Below are 16,115 nucleotides of genomic sequence, written 5' to 3' on the forward strand. Positions count from 1 at the left end.
TTCGGGGGAATGTTTATGCAACAGGATCTGGCAGGGCGCGTGGCGCTCGTCACCGGCGCAGGCGCCGGCATCGGCCGCGCCACAGCGTGTCTTTTGGCGGCGCGCGGCGCCATCGTGGCGGTCAATGACCTCAAAGACGAGCTGGTCGGCGCGACGGTGGACGAGATCCGCGCGGCCGGCGGCGAGGCTTTCCCGGTCGTGCAGAACGTGGCGAGCCGGGATGGCATCGCGCAGGCGGTCAGCATGGCGGCCACGCAGGGCAAGCGTTTCGACATCCTGGTCAACAACGCCGCGTGGGTGCGTTACCAGTCGGTGCCGGAAATCATGCCCGAGACGATGGATCGCATGCTCGACATCGGCTTCAAGGCGGTGATCTGGGGGATCCAGGCTGCTGCGGACGCGATGGACGCGGAATGCGGCGGGGCCATCGTCAATGTGGCGTCGACGGCAGCGCTGGTGTCGGCGCCGGCCTCGGTCGTCTATTCGGGCATCAAGGCGGGCATTCTCGGCATCACGCGCGCAGCGGCGGCCGAACTTGGACCGCGCGGCATCCGCGTCAACGCGGTGTGCCCATCTGCCGTGCCGACCGAGGGCACGCAGCGCAACCGCAACGTCGAGCGCGACGCGCGCCGCGTAGCCCGCACCCCGATGGGACGCCTGGGCAATGTGGACGACGTAGCCAGTGGCATCGCCTTTCTCGCCAGCGACGAGGCGCGCTTCATCACGGCGCAGGCGCTCGTGGTGGATGGCGGCATCACGTTTACCAATCTCTGAGCGTGCCGGCCGTCCTCATCACCGGCGCGGCCGCCGGCATCGGCCGCGCTGCCGCGCGGCGGTTCGCACGCGACGGCTGGCGCTGCGTGCTGGTTGACCGCGATGGCGCAGCATTGGCCACCACGATGGCCGGCCTTTCGGCGTCGGAAGCGGGCGGCCACGAGGCGATGGAGACTGACCTCACTGACCCGGCGGCCATCGATTCGCTGACGGAACGCATCGGCCCGCTGGACGCGCTCGTGAACAACGCGGGAATGTCGGACCGCACCAACCGGCCTGTCGTCGAGCAGGATGGCGACGACTGGCGGACGCTGCTGGCGCTCAACCTTGACGCGCCGGCACGGCTGGTCGACGCGCTTACGCCGAGGTTGGTGGCTGGCGCGCGGGTCGTCAACGTGGCATCGGGCGCCGGACTGCGGGCGATCCCGTGGCGCGGCGCATACAGCGCTAGCAAGGCGGGTTTGATCGGGCTGTCGCAGGCACTGGCGCGCGAGCGAACGGACCTTCGCGTGAGCGTGCTGTGTCCGGGATTCGTGCGGACCGAACTGGTCGACCGGCTGATTGCAGCCGGCCGATTGGAGCGGGCAAGCGTGACGGCCAAGATTCCGCTCGGCGGGATGGCGGAGCCGGAAGAACTGGCCGAGGCGATCCGTTTCCTGGCCGGAGCGGACGGTGCCGTGCCGTCCGGGCTGTTGCTGTCGGTCGACGGCGGCTCGTCGGTGTTTGGCGGCAGCCAGGGTTTTGCACCGGCGGCCGTCGCGCCGGTTCCGTTCGACACGCCGCTTGGCCTTCGCGTGGCTGGCGACGTGGCGGGGCAGTGGTCCGCGGTCGGCCAGCAAGGCGATGGCTATGCGGCGGTGCTGGACGTCTCGCCGCTGCGCGCGCCTCCCGGGGATCGCTTGGCGGCGGTGCACCAGGCTGCGCGGCGCTTCGCGCAGGAGCATGCACAACAGGCCAGCCTCACCTTGGTGCTTCCGGCCGACGCCGGCGAGAACTGGCGGCACGCGGGCGACCTTGCGGCGGCCGGCATGCTGGTGGCCACGCTGGCGTGCGAGTGGGGCGCGCGGGCGCTGCGTGTGAACGCGCTGTCGATCTCGCGGGCCGACCCGGAAGCCGTCGCGCCGCTGCTGCGTTTCATGGCGGGCGCCGGCGCGCAATACCTGACTGGGCAAGTGCTGCCGGTGGCCTGACATCCGGCACGCACCCCAGGCCATTGAGTTTGAGTAGTTGAAAAGCGATATGCCCGCTTCGCGGGCAGGGCGGCTCACGCCCATTTCACGGGTTGCCTCGGTCCGCACAGGCCCGAGGCTTAACAACAAAAGGTGGAGACATGCAATACAAAGCTGGCGCGACCGCGCTTTTCTGCGCGCTTTGCAGCCTTCCGGCAGCCGCACAAACCAGCGTCACGCTCTACGGCGTGGTGGACGCGGGTATCGAATTCGCGAACCACCAGACCGGAGGCGGCAATTCCGTCGTCCGCATGACATCTGGCAACGTCGCCGGGTCGCGCTGGGGGCTGCGCGGCACGGAAGACCTGGGCGGCGGCCTGAAAGGGGTGTTCGTGCTGGAGAGCGGCTATGACACCGATACGGGCAAGTCCGCGCAGGGCGGCCGCCTGTTCGGGCGGATGGCATACGTTGGCTTGCAGGGCAAGTGGGGCAGCCTGTTGCTGGGGCGGCAGCAGAGCGCGCTGTTCGACCTCATCGGTCCCTATGATCCGATGCTGCTTGCGCCAAAGTACTCGATCTTCACGCAGGACCTGGCATTTGTGTCGCGTGCCGACAATACCATCAAGTACACGGGCACGTTCGGAGGCCTGGTGGCGTCCGCCATGTACAGCTTCGGCGCCGAGAGCGGTACAGCCAACGGCAGCGAAGTACCGGGCGAACCGAAGCTGGGGCGCGAGTACGGCTTCCGGCTGAGCTACGGCAGCGGCCCGTTCAGCGTGGGCGCTGCCTACGATGAGGTCAACACAGGCACGGTCACGGTCAATCCTGACGCGAAGACGCGGCGCGCCGTGCTGACCGGCACCTATGATTTCTCCCCGGTCAAGGTCTTCGCGGGCTACCGCTGGGCCAAGGCGTACGACGGGGCGCTGCTGGCGGGGGCGGTTCCGGGTCAGGCCAACCAGGCCTCGAACCTGTGGTGGACCGGCGTGACGTGGCAGGCCGGGCCCGCCGTCAGCCTCGGCGCCGCCGCTTACTACCAGGAGTTCCGGAACACGGGCAACGATCCCTGGCTGTTTGTCGGCATGGCGAAGTATGCCTTCTCCAAGCGCACGGACGCCTACCTCAGCGTCGGCTACACGAAGAACAAGGGCAGTTCCAACCTTGGCCTGAGCGCGGGCGGTTCCGGCTTCGGGACGACCGCTGCGGGCACCAACCAGTTCGGCACCACCATCGGCCTTCGGCACATCTTTTGATGGCAGGCGGCTCGTGCCGCCTTGTTCTCGCGTGTCCGGTCTACGCTCCGCTGAGCAGCGTGTAGAGCGGATCATGCGGCCAGGGCGCGCCAACAGGCTGGCGCAGGCCGAAGCGCTCCGTCTCGGTGCCCTCCGGGGTGCCAAGCGGGCGGACCCAGTCGTAGACCACCACGCGCCGTGCAATCCGCCATTCGCCGTTGCGCTTCTCGAATCGGTCGACGTAGCGCCCGGCCAGGAAGACTTCCCGCTGCGCCGCATCGGGGTTGGGCCGGCGCTGGAATGCCTGGAAGTACGATTCCACCGCCGCCCAGTCGCCGTGCAGGGCGATCGAGAGGTTGCCGAGAAAGTGGATCGAGCGTTCGCTGGTCCGCAGCCGGTCCAGTACCCAGTCGATAAACCCGCTGGCGGAGCCGGAATAGGGGCCGTGACGGTCGGTGGCATCGTCCCAGTACACGCTGCGCAGGGCCGCCTCGTCGCAACGGTCGATGCCGCGGCAGTAGCGATACAGGCATTCGCGGATGGCTTCGCGGTCGAGCAGTTCGCCGAGGGCGGAGGGGTGATGTGGGGTCATGATGGGCGTGATTTGACAGGATGGGCATGAGCCGCAATTCTCTGCCTCCCGTCACCGTCCATTGCCTGCCGTTCGGTTGATTGTCTTCTGCACTGCGGGGGCATATTCGCCGTCTCACCCTGGTCGTAACATCAGTTCAGAACCATGTCCGGCGCCACAGCCGGCGCACAGAGGAACCGCAAGGCAGTGCGGCTTTCACACGATGCGACAAACCAAGGAGACAGACAATGCCAGGACACGCTGGTACCACCATGCGCACGCCCCCGATGCGCGCCCCACACCCCTCCCGGCCGCCGCGAGGTGCGCGATGAATCTCCAGCGCAAGGTCGACGTACAAGCCTTCCTCGACGAACAGCGTTTCTCGCGGTTTCATATCCTGCTGTTCGTCCTGTGCTTCCTGATCATCGCCTTGGACGGAATGGACACCGGCGCCATGGGCTATATCGCGCCGTCGTTGATCCAGGAGTGGCACCTGTCGCGTGCCGCGCTGGGCCCCGTGCTGAGTGCCACACTGGTCGGCATCGGCTTTGGCGCCATGGTGGTGAGCCCCTTTGCCGACCGCATTGGCCGCAAGCGGGTACTGATCGGCTCGGTCTTCGCGTTCGGGGTGTGCAGCGTGGCATCAGCGTTCGCGCAGTCGCTCGAAATGCTGGCCACGCTGCGCTTCCTGACGGGAATCGGTCTGGGTGCGGCCGTGCCAAACGCTGTCGCGCTGATGGCGGAGTATGCCCCGACGCGGATTCGCGGCACCGTGGTCAATGCCATGCTGGTCGGCTTCGCAGCCGGTAATGGGCTGGGCGGCCTGATGACGGCCTGGCTGATCCCGCGCTTCGGCTGGCACGGCGTGCTGGTGGTCGGCGGCGTGGCGCCGGTGCTGCTGACGCTGGCGCTGGTGCCGCTGCTGCCCGAATCGGTGAAATTTCTCGTGGCCAACCGGCGCCCACGCGAGGATGCACTGGACATCCTGGGCCGCCTGGCGCCGGGCGCCCGGCTCGGCGATGTCCATCTCGTGTGCGAGGAAGACGCCGGACATGGCCGCAAGTCGCCGCTCTCAGAGCTGTTCCGCGAGCGGTATGCCGTCGGCACCTGCCTGATCTGGCTGTGCTACTTCATGTGCATGGTGATCCTGTACCTGGTCAATAGCTGGCTTCCCACCCTGTTCACGACCTCGGGGTATTCGCTGCAGGAGTCAACCGTCACTTCATCGCTGTTCCATCTGGGTGGATGCGCGGGGATCCTGCTGGCGGGATTCCTGACTGACCGCTTCCCGCCTGCCCGTGTCGTCGCGGCGTATTTTCTGGCCGCCGCCGTACTGGTGCTGGTGATCGGGTACAGCGGGGCGCACGCAGGACTGACGACGATGATCGTCATCGTGGGCATGGCCATCTCCGGTGCGTCTGCGTCGATGTCGCCGCTCGCCGCCCATTACTATCCGACCACCAGCCGGGTCACCGGCATTGCCTGGATGCTGGGCATGGGCCGCTTCGGCGGCGTGGCGGGAACCATGGGCGGCGCATGGCTGCTGGGGATTGGATGGGCGTTTGGCGCCATCTTCAGCCTGCTCGCGATCCCGGCCGTCATCGCGGCGATATGCCTGTTCTTGCTGGGTCGCAATGGTCCGCCGCAGCAAGAAGCGGATTTTCCGGGGGCCGCCATGGTGGAGCACTGAAGGGCAGCAACTGCGATATCGTCTGCACTGAAATGCTCGGCACGCACGGCCTGACTGTTGGAAGGATGCACAAGACTCCTTGCAGCCAGGCCGATCCGATCATCAACTTCAGTGTGGGCACGCGTCGGATTGCGCCCATTGGAAGGCCGCTGCAACAAGCAGCAACCTGCTGCCCTCCTGCTGTCGGCCGACAGGCAACCGCGGATTGCATGCGTTACATGATCTCGCCGCCGTTGGGACTCAATACCTGGCCAGTCATGTAGCTGGCGTCCGCAGACGCCAGAAATGCCACTACTGTTGCGATCTCGTCCGGTACCGCCCTGCGACGAAGCGGCACGCGGCGACGCACTTCATCCTGGTATGCCGGGTCCGCGCTCAACCGAGCGCTCATCGGTGTTTCCACGCGCCCTGGCGCGACCGCATTGACCAGGATGTTCCACTCGGCGAACTCGCGAGCCCACGCACGCGTCAGGCTGATCATGGCACCCTTCGCCGCGGCATAGACGCAGCCGCGCGGATGCGTGCCGAACGCAGTGATCGACGAGGTGTTGATGATGCGTCCGTCACGACGCTGCTTCATGCCCGGCAGCACCGCGCGCGTGCAAAGCATTGCCCCCCTGACCGTCACGCTGAACATGCGATCGATGATTATGTCGTCGATATCCTCGAACGCTGTCATGCCCCCTGGGATGCCGGCATTGTTGACGAGGATTTGCACGGGCCCTGTTTCGCGCTGCGCGCAGGCGAAAGCCCGCTCCACTTCATCATGCTTCGACACGTCGGCGATGCAAGGCACCGCCACCCCTCCCGCCTCTCGGATCAGCCTCACGGTCTCGTGTGCGCCGGCTTCGTCAATGTCATTGACAATCACTGCCGCGCCGCGCGCGGCCAGCAAAACACAATTGGCCCGTCCAATACCGGAACCTGCCCCGGTGACCAGTGACACCTTGCCCTGTAATGGTTGCATCTTGACCCTGCCGAATGAGAGAAAACGCAGCCATGGTAGAGCGGTGCAAGGGCGCCGCTTCCTGCGTTTTTCGCAGAACACATTCAAGCTTGTTGCAGCAATGTGCGATGCCATTCCTCGCTAGAATTCCCGCAAGCTCGCATCGGGCAAACTGACAAAAATTACTGGAGACAAAGCGATGAACCACTCGCCCATGCGTCGACGCGCCATTATTGGCGGCGCCGTCATGCTCGCCTCGCACACCGTGGCGCGACTCGGCCTTGCGGCCACTGAATGGCCCTCGCGTCCCATCCGGCTGATTGTCCCGGGTCCTGCCGGTTCAGGCATGGATATCTTCGCGCGCTTGATCTCGGCGCGTCTGAACGAAGCTTTGGGCCAACCGGTTGTCGTCGACAACCGTCCCGGCGCCAACAGCCTGATCGGTACCGACATGGTGGCCAAGAGCGCCGCGGACGGCTATACGCTCCTGATGTCTCCCTCGTCGGCAATAGCGATCAATCCCGTGATCCAGCCCAGGATGCCGTATGACGCACTGAAGGACCTCGCTCCCGTTGCGCAAGTTGGCGCCGCCGGCATCCTGCTGGTTGCGCATCCGTCCACTGGCTTCAAGCGCCTTCCCGACCTGGTCAACTATGCGAAGGCCAACCCGGACAAGCTGCCGTATGGCTCTTGGGGCAATGGTTCGACCGGTCACTTGGTGATGGAAGGCATCAAGGCGCACTACGGCCTGAAGATGCAGCACATTCCCTTCAAGGGCAGTGCCCAGCTCGTTACCGACCTGCTATCGAAGAACATGCTGGTTGGCTTCACTGACATCGCCTCGCCGGTGCCGCATATCCGCTCGGGCAAGCTGGTGGCGCTCGGCTGCACCGGCACGGCGCGCGGTCCCGCGTTGCCGGAAGTGCCAACTCTCAGCGAGCAAGGCTATCGATTCAACAAGGACGGTTGGTACGGCGTGTTCGCGCCAGCCGGCACGCCGGCGCCGATCGTGCAGCGGCTGAACAAGGAAATCAATCGCATCCTGGCGACCGATGACGTCGTGCAGAAGTTCGCCCTGCAAAACATGCCGAAGCCCGCCACGCCGACGGTCAGCCAGTTCGCCGCGGTGGTACGCGAGGATGTGAGTACATGGCAGGGCCTGGCCAACGTGGCGAACCTGCGGATCGAGTGAGGCGGATCGGGTCGCATTGGAGCTGGGCTCATGGGTTCTGACGGACAGCAGGCGGACGTAAGCCGGCCAGGGTAAGGGGAAGACCTGAGCCGGCATTGATCTTATGGAAGATGCTCTGCGCATAGCGGAGCCGGTTCTACCTTGCGGACTTCTTGGTTTCGTACCGGTTCCTATTTCGCCTGGTTTCACGATACGGTCCTGATGCGCGACGGGAGTTGCAGGAAGGTGATGCTTGCCCCAGCGCAATTGATCACTACGCTTATCCCGCAACGACAATCATTCGCTTGCGCGAGGTAGGCACTGCGCGTGCTACATTGACTGCTTTGCATTCCGGGAGCAGTCTGTCTGACGCCATGGAACTACGACAGTTGCGCTATTTCACCAAAGTCTGCGAGAGTGGAAGCTTCGGCAAGGCGGCGCTCGAGTTGGGTCTTGTCACGTCGGCATTGAGCCAACAGATCAGTCGGCTCGAGCGTGAACTGTCGACTCGTCTGTTGCAGCGCCAATCCACCGGGGTGATACCTACCGATGCCGGATTGGCTTTTTTGCAGCAGGCTCAGCTCACGCTGCGCCATGCCGACGACGCGGTCCGTGCTGCCCGGCAGGCGCGACTGTCAGGTCATGTGAGCATTGGGCTTGCATCGACGACAGCAGGCGTGTTGGGCGTGCCGCTGCTACGCGCCATGGCCAGGCGTTACCCGGACGTCCGGGTGCATATCGTCGAAGCGCTTTCAGGTCATCTGACGGAAATGCTGAACGCCAGGCGTCTAGACCTGGCCGTTGTGTTCCGCACGGAGGCTGCGCGGCGCTGGAGCGTGATGCCGCTGCTGGACGAGAAGCTCTACGTACTAGGCGCGACAGGCCTGCCCGGGTTGCCCGCAGCGCGCCGGGTAAAGCTCACCCAGTTGTCGACGCTGCCCCTGATCCTTCCCAGCGCCAGCCATGGCCTGCGAGCCTTGATCGAAGCGGCCTTTGCGCGCGTGCGCGTCACTCCCAATATCGTCGCGGAGATCGACGGGCTATCGATGCTGATGGATGCGGTGCAAGCCGGCTTTGGTGCAACGATACAGCCAGGAGCAGCAACCGCGCGACTGGACGATCCTGGCCTGGTCCGTTCGCTCGTGAGCGATCCCCAGGCCGGCCGCCACAATATGCTCGCCAGTTTGTCGGATGACGAACTGTCGCCTGCTGCGCTCGCCGCACGCGTGGTACTGGCGGACACGGCGCGCGCACTGGTGCGCGATGGGCAGTGGATCGGCGCCACCTTGAACGAGAAGTGATGGCGCGCCGCTAATATTTCAAATTGCCGAAGGGGCTTGCATGTCAGTCGGCCGTGATGTGGCGTTCCTTGATAATCGCCCCCCACTTGGTGCTTTCCTTTTTCATGAAGGCAGTGAGCTCAGGACGCGTGGTGGGCTGAGGTGTCAGTCCGTGCTTGTTCAGCGCATCCTTGACCGACGGGTCGCTTAGCACCTTGACGATTTCCTTGTTCCAGCGATCGAGGACGGCCGCGGGGGTCTTGCCCGAGGCAACAAAGGCGTACCAGTTCAGCGCCTCGAAGCCCGGATAGCCGGACTCTGCGACGGTCGGGATATTCGGCAGATACGCCGGACGGGTCGGACCGGTGGTCGCCAGCGGGACCAGCTTGCCGGCTTCGATCTGTGGCATCGCGGTCGGCGGCGCAGCGAAGTAGGAGGTGACGCGCTGGCCGAGCAGATCCTGCAGCGCCGGCGCTCCGCCCTTGTACGGAATGTGGACCATCTCGACCGTCGCGCGCTGGTTGAATAGTTCGCCTGCGAGGTGAGAAGCCGACCCGGCGCCGGTCGAGGCGAAATCGACCGATCCCGGCTTTTTCTTGGCCAGCGCGACAAATTCGGCGAGGGTTTTTACGCCCGCGCCCTTGTGCACCACCAGCACATTTGGGAAGTAGACCCCGCCGGACACCGGCGCGAGATCCTTGAACGGATCATAGGGCAGCTTCATCAGGTGCGGCGCAATGGTGAGCGGCCCGATCGAGCCGAACAGCAGCATGCTGCCGTCGGCGGGACCATGGGCGACCAACTGGTGCGCAATATTGCCGCCGGCACCGGCGCGGTTGTCGACGACGACCGTTTGGCCGAGGTTTTCGCCGAGCTTCTTTGCGATCAGCCGCGCCGCGGCATCGGCCGCGCCACCTGCCGAAAAGCCCACCACGAGCGTCACTGGCTTCCCGCCAGCAATGGGTTGGGCGAATGCGGAAGGGATCATTGCGCAAGCGCAGAGTGCAGCCAGCGGAGCCGCACGAAGTAACTGGCGACGGTTCATGAGTTGAGTCTCCGTATCGTGGTTTTGGGAATGCTATGAGGAGGTGGGTGCCAAGGGTGGCGTCAATCAGTCGGCGCCAAGGCCGACAGGATTCGGCCGCCGCTTTTCGACGGCATGACGCAGCAGGGCGGCGGTACGGAAAATGCCGTGTGCGAATTTGCCGTAGGGAAGGGTGGCAAAGAGCGCCATGACGGCGCCAAGGTGCAGGCAGAGCAGGATGCCCATGGCCGGCGTGGCGCGGCCCAGCCATAGCGCGAGCCCACTCACCGCAGTCAGAAACAGCAGGCCGATGAATCCGAGGTCCATCGGCCGCTGGCGCACATTGACGTGCAGGCGGTGGCGCTGCAGATGAAGCCAGCCCAGGCCACCTGTGCCAAGCGCCAGACTGACGCCGCCGACCGCGCCCAGGAGCTTTGGCAGGCTCGGGAATTCGTACGGTGCATGCCAGCCGAACACATAGTGATAGATCGTTGCCAAGGCTGTCGCAGCAAAGCACAGCAGGAAGCCGTAGAACGTCAGGTGGTGAAAGCGCCGGCGCGACAAAGTGAACGCATCGTCCGCGTTATTGCAGCCGGATCCATGGCCACCGTCGAGATACTTCAACCGCAGCACGGCGTCGCCAGCCTCGGCGGCTGCCGGTGCGCTCACCGCGGCACCGCTGGTGGCAGGCGTTACTTCGCGCCAGAACTTCATCACGCCCTTTGCCAGGGCGAAGACCACGAAGCCGAACACCGGAGCGAACAGCGCGACCAGCAGGTTGTGTGGAAAGAGCGCGTAGAAACTGCCGCTGGCCGAAGCACCGCCCCACAAGGAGCCATTTAGCGCGACCGCCAGCATCAGGAACAACGCAAGGCCGAGGGCCAGCGCCATCGACAGGGCCAACCCGTTGCGGCGGTACAGTTTGCCGAGCAAGGGCGGCCATGCGTAGTCTTGATAAGTCTGGCCTCGGACCTCGGCCATGGCAACCGGGACGTTCACAGCGAATTCGTGCGGCGGCGCGTATTGGCACGCATGCAGGCAGGCACCGCAGTTGTGGCACAGGTTGGCCAGGTAGTGCATGTCGGCACGCGCGAACTCGAGGCGGCGGGTCATCGCCGGAAACACCGCACAGAAGCCCTCGCAATAGCGGCACGCATTGCAGATCTGCAGGACGCGCGAAACCTCTTCCTCGGCAGCCGTCAGCGGCGTGACAGGGTGAATCGGAATGACGCGATGCACGGCGTTGCCGGCACCTTCTGCATCGGCCCGGGCCTGGTTGACCAGTTCAGAGAGTGAGGGCATCGGATTGCTCCAGTTCGAAACCAGGGTGGCGCAAGCCGCATGCGCGCGCAGCACTCACGCCGGCAATGCGGCCGAATGCCGTGCCGATCGCCATGCCAACGCCAGCGGTATAGCCCTTGCCGAGCACGTTGCCGGCCATCATTTCGCCGGCGACGAACAGGTTCGGGCTCGGCCGGCCGTCAAAATGCACCTGGGACTGGTCGTTGACTTTCAAGCCCAGGTAGGTAAACGTGACGCCCGGACGCAAGGCATAGCCAATGTACGGTGGGGTATCAAGCGGGCGGGCCCAGTGGGTTTTCGGCGGCGCAATGCCTTCCGTGGCGCAGTCGTCCAGTACGGTGTGGTCGAAGGTGCCTGGACGACATGCCGCGTTGAATGCTTCGATGCTACGCACGAAGGCCGCTTCCGGAACTCCGAGTTTCCGGGCCAGTTCGTCCGGCGTGTTGGCGGTGGTGCCGGGAAACACCGGCGGCATGAAGCGGCCGATCGCCTTCTGGTCGATGATCGAGTAACCGATCTGTCCTGGCTGCTGGGCTACGAGGCGGCCCCAGATCGCATAGCGTTTTGGCCAGAAATCTTCGCCTTCGTCGTAGAAGCGCTCGCCCTGCCCGTTGACGACCACGCCCAGCGAGACGCAGTCGATCCGCGTGCAGATGCCGCCGTCGTACAGCGGCGCGCGCGCATCGATGGCCACCATGTGTGCCTGGGTCGGATCGCCGATCGCATCTGCGCCGCTGTCGATCATGTGGCGCAACAATACGCCCTGGTTGAAGCGCGTGCCTCGGATCAGGAAATTGTCGGAAGGCCATTCGCCGCGCTCGTTCTGGCCCCACGCTTCGCGCAACCAGTCGCGGTTCGACTCGAAGCCGCCGGCCGCCAGCACACAGGCTGCCGCCTCGATGCGCTCGCCGGAGGCGGTGACGGCTGCCACAAACCGGTCGCCATCCCGCTCGATGGCAACCACCGGCGTGTTGTAGCGCACCCCAATGCCAAGCCCTTCCGCGCTGCGGAAATACGCATTGACTAGCGCCTTGCCGCCGCCCATGAAGAAGGCGTTGGTCCGGGCCACATGCAGCGCGCCCGACAACGGCGGCTGGAAATGCACCCCATGACGGCGCATCCAGCCGCGACAGCGCGAAGATGCACGAATCGTCAGGCGGGCCAGGTGCTCATTGGTAAGTCCACCCGTCACCTTAAGCAGGTCCTGCCAATACTCCTCTTCCGGATAGGCGTCCACCAACACATCCTGCGGCGCATCGTGCATGCAGCGCAGATTGCGCGTGTGCTGAGAGTTGCCACCCCGCCATTCACGGGGTGATCCCTCCAGCAGTAGAACCGAGGCACCCGCCTCGCGCGCCATCAATGCGGCGCACAGCGCGGCGTTGCCGCCGCCGATCACGAGCACATCTTTCATGGGAAGTCTCCTTAGGCCGCGACTGTATGCGCAGACCGGAAACGGGGAAAGGTGGTGGTAGTGAAGGCGTGTTCAGTTTTTGTAAAGGGTTGGTCGATTAGCTGCCGTTGGGGCGAACGGGACGAACGGTGTGCTGCGGGGGTGGCAACGGCAGTGTGGGAACATAACCCGTCACTCTGCCAGGCCGAAGAATCGCGCGGCATTGGCCGCCATAATCTGTCCCCGGGTCTTGTCGTCGAGCCAGGGGCTGTCGGCGATGAGCTTGCCGATCTGCTGCTCGCCCAGCGGGAAAGGGTAGTCCGAGCCCAGCATCACCCTGTCGGCGCCCATGACCTCGACCAGCAGCCTCAGCGCGCGGTCGTCGAACACGGCGCTGTCAACGAAGAAGCGCTTCACGTAATGGGACGGCGGATGCGGGCAGTCCTGGCGGACGATATCGCGGCAATGCCAGGCGTTTTCCGCCCGGCCCAGCAGGAAGGCGAAGCCACCGCCGCCATGGGCAAAGCAGAGCCTGAGGGTCTCGGGAATGCGCTCGAAGGCGCCGGACAGGATCAGCGAAAGAATTCCGAGCTGGGTTTCCGCGGGCATCGACACCAGCCACGGCAACATCCACTTCTTCATGCGGCCGTCGGTCATCATGTCCCACGGATGAACCAGTACCGGAATGCCGTCGTTCGCGCAGTGCACCAGGAAATCGACCAGGTGCCGGTCATCCAGGTCGTGCGGGCCCAGGTGGTTGCCGATCTGCACCCCGACATGGCCGGCGGCCCTTGCGCGCGATGCCTCGCGGCAGGCCAGGTCCAGGTCCTGCAGCGGCACCTGCGCCAGCGCCTTCAGGCGATCGGGCCGGTAGGCGCAATGCTCGAGGGCAAGGTCATTCATCCGCTGCGCCCATGCGGACGTGGCGCTGGCTTCGTAGCGGTAGCCGAACATGATGGGCGTGGCGCAGACAATCTGGATGTCCAGTTCGTTGCGGTCCATTTCCTCGATGCGCAGGGCGGGGTCCCACAGCGCGCGATAGACCGGCCGGAAGCGCTGGTCGCCCACCATGATGTGGCCGGTTTCGCCATCGGCGTCGATGGCAAGCCAGGGTGCATGGTCCGCGTCCAGCGCGGCGGCTTCTTCCCGCGTGATGCGCGGGAAGAAGTGGGCGTGCATATCAATCTTCTTCATGATGGTTAAAGCGGTGTGATAACGCGTCAGGCACCCTTGCCCGGGTGGATCCTGCCGCAGTTGGGGCATCGGCGGTGCTGCTCGCTGCGATAGAAGGCCTCGAACAGCGGGGGCAGGTCAGTGACGATGTTCTGCAACTGCACTTCCACCCGATGGACGAGGTGGCCGCAGCCATCCTCGCCGTCGCAATACCATTCGAAGCCGTCCACGATGCCGGCCGGGCGCTGGCGCTCGATCACCAGGCAGGCGCTGCCGGCCTCGGGCCGCTGCGGCGAATGCCTTACATGGGGCGGCAGCAGGAAGATGTCGCCTTCCTTCAGGTCCACGCGCTCGCGACGACCGTCGATCCAGAGGTTCAGATAGGCATTGCCGCGCATCTGGTAGAAGAACTCCTCGAGCGGGTCGTCGTGGTAGTCGGTGCGGTGATTGGGCCCGCCCACCACCGTGACCATGATGTCGGCGTCTTTCCAGACCTGCTGATTGCCCACTGGTGGCTTGAGCAGGTGGGCGTGCTCGTCGATCCATTCGGGAAAACTGAACGGAAGACCGTACTTGAGCATGAGGCCTCCTAGCGCGCGAGCGGATGGTAAGCGATCGCCTTGATCTCGATGCGCAGATGGGGATGCGGAAGCTGGTGCACGGCCACCGTGGTGCGGGTAGGGCCCTCGTAGCCGAAGTACTCCGAGTACACCACGTTGTAGCCGCCGAAGTCGTTCATGTCGACCAGGAAGCTGGTGACCTCCACCACGTCGGCGAGATCCGCGCCGACGCTGCGCAGGATATCGCGGATATTCCCGATCACGGCCCGGGTCTGGGCACGGATATCGAGAGAGGTCGTGCCCATGGCATCGACTTCCACACCTTCGAAGCTGTTGTCGGGCCGGCGGGAACTGGTGCCCGACACGAACAGGAAGTCTCCGGCCCGTCGCACATGGGGGAAGGTGCCGCGCGGTGTTGCCTTGCCGGCCACCACGGACGATGTCGACGTTGCTTGCATGCTTGTTCTCCTTGGCTCGCCGTCTGTCACGGCATGTCTTTATGGGTGTAGACCAGTTCTACGCCGGCCTGCTCGGGAATCTCCGGCATGCCTTGGGCCCAGTCCCGGTAGCAATTGCGCAGGGCGTCCAGCATGGCGGGCTCGCGCCTGGCCAGGTTGGCGCGTTCGCGCGCGTCGCGGGACAGATCGAACAGGTATTCGTTGCCGTCCACCGCGAGGAACTTCCAGCTGCCATGGCGCACCGCCTGCTGAGCGCGGTACTTCATGCGCCAATAGACCGTGCGCGGACTGGCCCGGGCGGGGTCGGCCAGGCATGGCAGCAGCGAGATGCCGTCGGGCTCGTGCGTCGGCGCGGGGGGAATGCCCGCGGCATCGAGCATGGTGGGGCACCAGTCCATGGTCATGGCCACCTGCGGGGTGATTCCGCCGGCCGGGATCATTGCCGGCCAGCGCGCGATCAGGGGCACGCGGATGCCGCCTTCGAGCAGATCCATCTTCTTGCCCGACAGCGGCCACGTGTCGGAGAAGCGCTCGCCGCCGTTGTCGCTGGTGAAGACTACCAGGGTGTTCTCCGCCAGGCCCCTGTTGGCCAGGACATCGAGAATGCGGCCGATGCCTTCGTCCATCTGCCGGATCATGGCCTGGTAGGTTTCGACCGAGCCGCCGTCGGTATGCTGGATCGCCGCCCGGATGCGTTCGGACTCCGCCTGGTCGGAGCGGGTCTCCCAGGGCCAGTGCGGGGCGGTGTAGTGCACGCTCAGCATGAAGGGCGCGTCCGGCGGCACCGCCTGCAGCCAGTCGGCCGCGCGCTCGCTGAGGATGTCGGTCAGGTAGCCGCTGCGCTCGACTTCATGCTCGTTCTCGTAGAGATCGTGCGTGCCGCCGCGGTCGCAGTGGGTGAAATAGTCCACGCCACCGCCGAGCGGGCCGAAGAACTCGTCATAGCCGCTCTTGAGCGGGCCGAAGTGCGGCGGGAAGCCCAGGTGCCACTTGCCGATCAGCGCGGTGCGGTAGCCGTGTTCGCGCAGCAGCGATGGCAGGGTCGGGTGCCCGGGAGGCAGGCCCAGATGGGATTGCCCGCGCGCGCGCCCCGTCATCGGCTCCTCGGCGCCGCCGCGCAGCCGGTACTGGTAGCGGCCCGTCATCAGCGCAAAGCGGCTGGGCGAGCAGACCGGGGAGTTCGCGTAGGCATCGGTGAAGCGCACGCCCTCGGCCGCCAGCCGGTCCAGGTTGGGCGAAACCGGAGCGCGGCCGCCGTAGCAGCCCAGGTCGGCGTAGCCAAGATCATCGGCAAGGATGAAGACGAGATTCGGCCGGCCAGGCGCCGGCGAGCGCTTGGAATTCATGGCGTTCATGGTGGCGTTCATGGATG

15 protein-coding genes are annotated in these 16,115 nt (G+C 65.3%); 6 read left to right on the forward strand and 9 right to left on the reverse strand.

Annotated features, from left to right (window positions below):
* Nucleotides 1-9: 9 nt before the first annotated feature.
* From VSR71_RS18085 to VSR71_RS18095, 3 genes are all read left to right on the forward strand, one after another.
* Nucleotides 10-774, forward strand: coding sequence for a glucose 1-dehydrogenase (locus tag VSR71_RS18085; protein WP_342915216.1), 765 nt, complete (start codon nt 10-12; stop codon nt 772-774).
* Nucleotides 775-776: 2 nt separating this feature from the next.
* Complete coding sequence (locus VSR71_RS18090) at nt 777-1,964, forward strand: SDR family oxidoreductase (protein ID WP_342915217.1); 1,188 nt, start codon at nt 777-779, stop codon at nt 1,962-1,964.
* 140 nt (nt 1,965-2,104) lie between these two features.
* Entirely contained in the window at nt 2,105-3,196 is a 1,092-nt protein-coding gene (locus VSR71_RS18095) for a porin (RefSeq protein WP_342915218.1), read from the forward strand.
* Nucleotides 3,197-3,236: 40 nt separating this feature from the next.
* Here the strand turns inward: VSR71_RS18095 and VSR71_RS18100 are convergent, their stop codons facing one another.
* Nucleotides 3,237-3,767, reverse strand: coding sequence for a nuclear transport factor 2 family protein (locus VSR71_RS18100; protein ID WP_342915219.1), 531 nt, complete (start codon nt 3,765-3,767; stop codon nt 3,237-3,239).
* Between the two features lie 307 nt (nt 3,768-4,074).
* Between VSR71_RS18100 and VSR71_RS18105 the strand changes: the two genes are divergently transcribed.
* A complete protein-coding gene (locus tag VSR71_RS18105) occupies nt 4,075-5,436 on the forward strand; it encodes an MFS transporter (protein ID WP_342915220.1) in 1,362 nt (453 codons plus the stop codon).
* 214 nt (nt 5,437-5,650) lie between these two features.
* Here the strand turns inward: VSR71_RS18105 and VSR71_RS18110 are convergent, their stop codons facing one another.
* Nucleotides 5,651-6,403, reverse strand: a complete 753-nt coding sequence (locus tag VSR71_RS18110; RefSeq protein WP_342915221.1) for an SDR family NAD(P)-dependent oxidoreductase — start codon at nt 6,401-6,403, stop codon at nt 5,651-5,653.
* A 178-nt stretch (nt 6,404-6,581) separates the two neighbouring features.
* Between VSR71_RS18110 and VSR71_RS18115 the strand changes: the two genes are divergently transcribed.
* Together VSR71_RS18115 and VSR71_RS18120 are read left to right on the forward strand one after the other, a co-directional pair.
* Nucleotides 6,582-7,574 carry a tripartite tricarboxylate transporter substrate binding protein gene (locus VSR71_RS18115; protein ID WP_342915222.1) on the forward strand — a complete coding sequence of 331 codons (993 nt, stop codon included), beginning with the start codon at nt 6,582-6,584 and terminating at the stop codon, nt 7,572-7,574.
* A 353-nt stretch (nt 7,575-7,927) separates the two neighbouring features.
* Complete coding sequence (locus tag VSR71_RS18120) at nt 7,928-8,854, forward strand: LysR substrate-binding domain-containing protein (protein WP_342915223.1); 927 nt, start codon at nt 7,928-7,930, stop codon at nt 8,852-8,854.
* Nucleotides 8,855-8,897: 43 nt separating this feature from the next.
* On the opposite strand, the gene VSR71_RS18125 is transcribed toward VSR71_RS18120, so the two are convergent.
* The 7 genes from VSR71_RS18125 to VSR71_RS18155 form a co-directional block, all read right to left on the reverse strand.
* Nucleotides 8,898-9,878 carry a tripartite tricarboxylate transporter substrate binding protein gene (locus VSR71_RS18125; RefSeq protein ID WP_342915224.1) on the reverse strand — a complete coding sequence of 327 codons (981 nt, stop codon included), beginning with the start codon at nt 9,876-9,878 and terminating at the stop codon, nt 8,898-8,900.
* A 66-nt stretch (nt 9,879-9,944) separates the two neighbouring features.
* On the reverse strand, nt 9,945-11,159 hold the full coding sequence (tcuB, locus tag VSR71_RS18130; RefSeq protein ID WP_342915264.1) for a tricarballylate utilization 4Fe-4S protein TcuB: 1,215 nt from the start codon (nt 11,157-11,159) through the stop codon (nt 9,945-9,947).
* The gene (gene tcuA / locus VSR71_RS18135) at nt 11,143-12,573 is read right to left on the reverse strand and encodes an FAD-dependent tricarballylate dehydrogenase TcuA (protein ID WP_342915225.1); all 1,431 of its coding nucleotides are present in this window, start codon (nt 12,571-12,573) and stop codon (nt 11,143-11,145) included. The genes tcuB and tcuA overlap by 17 nt, the downstream gene beginning before the upstream one ends.
* 171 nt (nt 12,574-12,744) lie before the next feature.
* Nucleotides 12,745-13,746 carry an amidohydrolase family protein gene (locus tag VSR71_RS18140; RefSeq protein ID WP_342915226.1) on the reverse strand — a complete coding sequence of 334 codons (1,002 nt, stop codon included), beginning with the start codon at nt 13,744-13,746 and terminating at the stop codon, nt 12,745-12,747.
* Between the two features lie 26 nt (nt 13,747-13,772).
* Entirely contained in the window at nt 13,773-14,306 is a 534-nt protein-coding gene (locus VSR71_RS18145; RefSeq protein WP_342915227.1) for a 3-hydroxyanthranilate 3,4-dioxygenase, read from the reverse strand.
* Between the two features lie 8 nt (nt 14,307-14,314).
* The gene (locus tag VSR71_RS18150) at nt 14,315-14,743 is read right to left on the reverse strand and encodes a RidA family protein (protein WP_342915228.1); all 429 of its coding nucleotides are present in this window, start codon (nt 14,741-14,743) and stop codon (nt 14,315-14,317) included.
* A gap of 26 nt (nt 14,744-14,769) precedes the next feature.
* A complete protein-coding gene (locus tag VSR71_RS18155) occupies nt 14,770-16,110 on the reverse strand; it encodes a sulfatase family protein (protein WP_342915229.1) in 1,341 nt (446 codons plus the stop codon).
* Between the last annotated feature and the right edge of the window lie 5 nt (nt 16,111-16,115).

The sequence above is a fragment of the Cupriavidus oxalaticus genome (assembly GCF_038900635.1).
GTDB classification, from domain to species: domain Bacteria; phylum Pseudomonadota; class Gammaproteobacteria; order Burkholderiales; family Burkholderiaceae; genus Cupriavidus; species Cupriavidus oxalaticus_B.

Bases quoted from the DNA above. Each gene is read 5' to 3' on its own strand.
- VSR71_RS18085 (WP_342915216.1), top strand. From the start codon at position 10: ATGTTTATGCAACAGGATCTGGCAGGGCGCGTGGCGCTCGTCACCGGC.
- VSR71_RS18095 (WP_342915218.1), top strand. From the start codon at position 2,105: ATGCAATACAAAGCTGGCGCGACCGCGCTTTTCTGCGCGCTTTGCAGC.
- VSR71_RS18100 (WP_342915219.1), bottom strand. From the start codon at position 3,767: ATGACCCCACATCACCCCTCCGCCCTCGGCGAACTGCTCGACCGCGAA.
- VSR71_RS18105 (WP_342915220.1), top strand. From the start codon at position 4,075: ATGAATCTCCAGCGCAAGGTCGACGTACAAGCCTTCCTCGACGAACAG.
- VSR71_RS18110 (WP_342915221.1), bottom strand. From the start codon at position 6,403: ATGCAACCATTACAGGGCAAGGTGTCACTGGTCACCGGGGCAGGTTCC.
- VSR71_RS18115 (WP_342915222.1), top strand. From the start codon at position 6,582: ATGAACCACTCGCCCATGCGTCGACGCGCCATTATTGGCGGCGCCGTC.
- VSR71_RS18120 (WP_342915223.1), top strand. From the start codon at position 7,928: ATGGAACTACGACAGTTGCGCTATTTCACCAAAGTCTGCGAGAGTGGA.
- VSR71_RS18125 (WP_342915224.1), bottom strand. From the start codon at position 9,878: ATGAACCGTCGCCAGTTACTTCGTGCGGCTCCGCTGGCTGCACTCTGC.
- tcuB (WP_342915264.1), bottom strand. From the start codon at position 11,159: ATGCCCTCACTCTCTGAACTGGTCAACCAGGCCCGGGCCGATGCAGAA.
- tcuA (WP_342915225.1), bottom strand. From the start codon at position 12,573: ATGAAAGATGTGCTCGTGATCGGCGGCGGCAACGCCGCGCTGTGCGCC.
- VSR71_RS18140 (WP_342915226.1), bottom strand. From the start codon at position 13,746: ATGAAGAAGATTGATATGCACGCCCACTTCTTCCCGCGCATCACGCGG.
- VSR71_RS18145 (WP_342915227.1), bottom strand. From the start codon at position 14,306: ATGCTCAAGTACGGTCTTCCGTTCAGTTTTCCCGAATGGATCGACGAG.
- VSR71_RS18150 (WP_342915228.1), bottom strand. From the start codon at position 14,743: ATGCAAGCAACGTCGACATCGTCCGTGGTGGCCGGCAAGGCAACACCG.
- VSR71_RS18155 (WP_342915229.1), bottom strand. From the start codon at position 16,110: ATGAACGCCACCATGAACGCCATGAATTCCAAGCGCTCGCCGGCGCCT.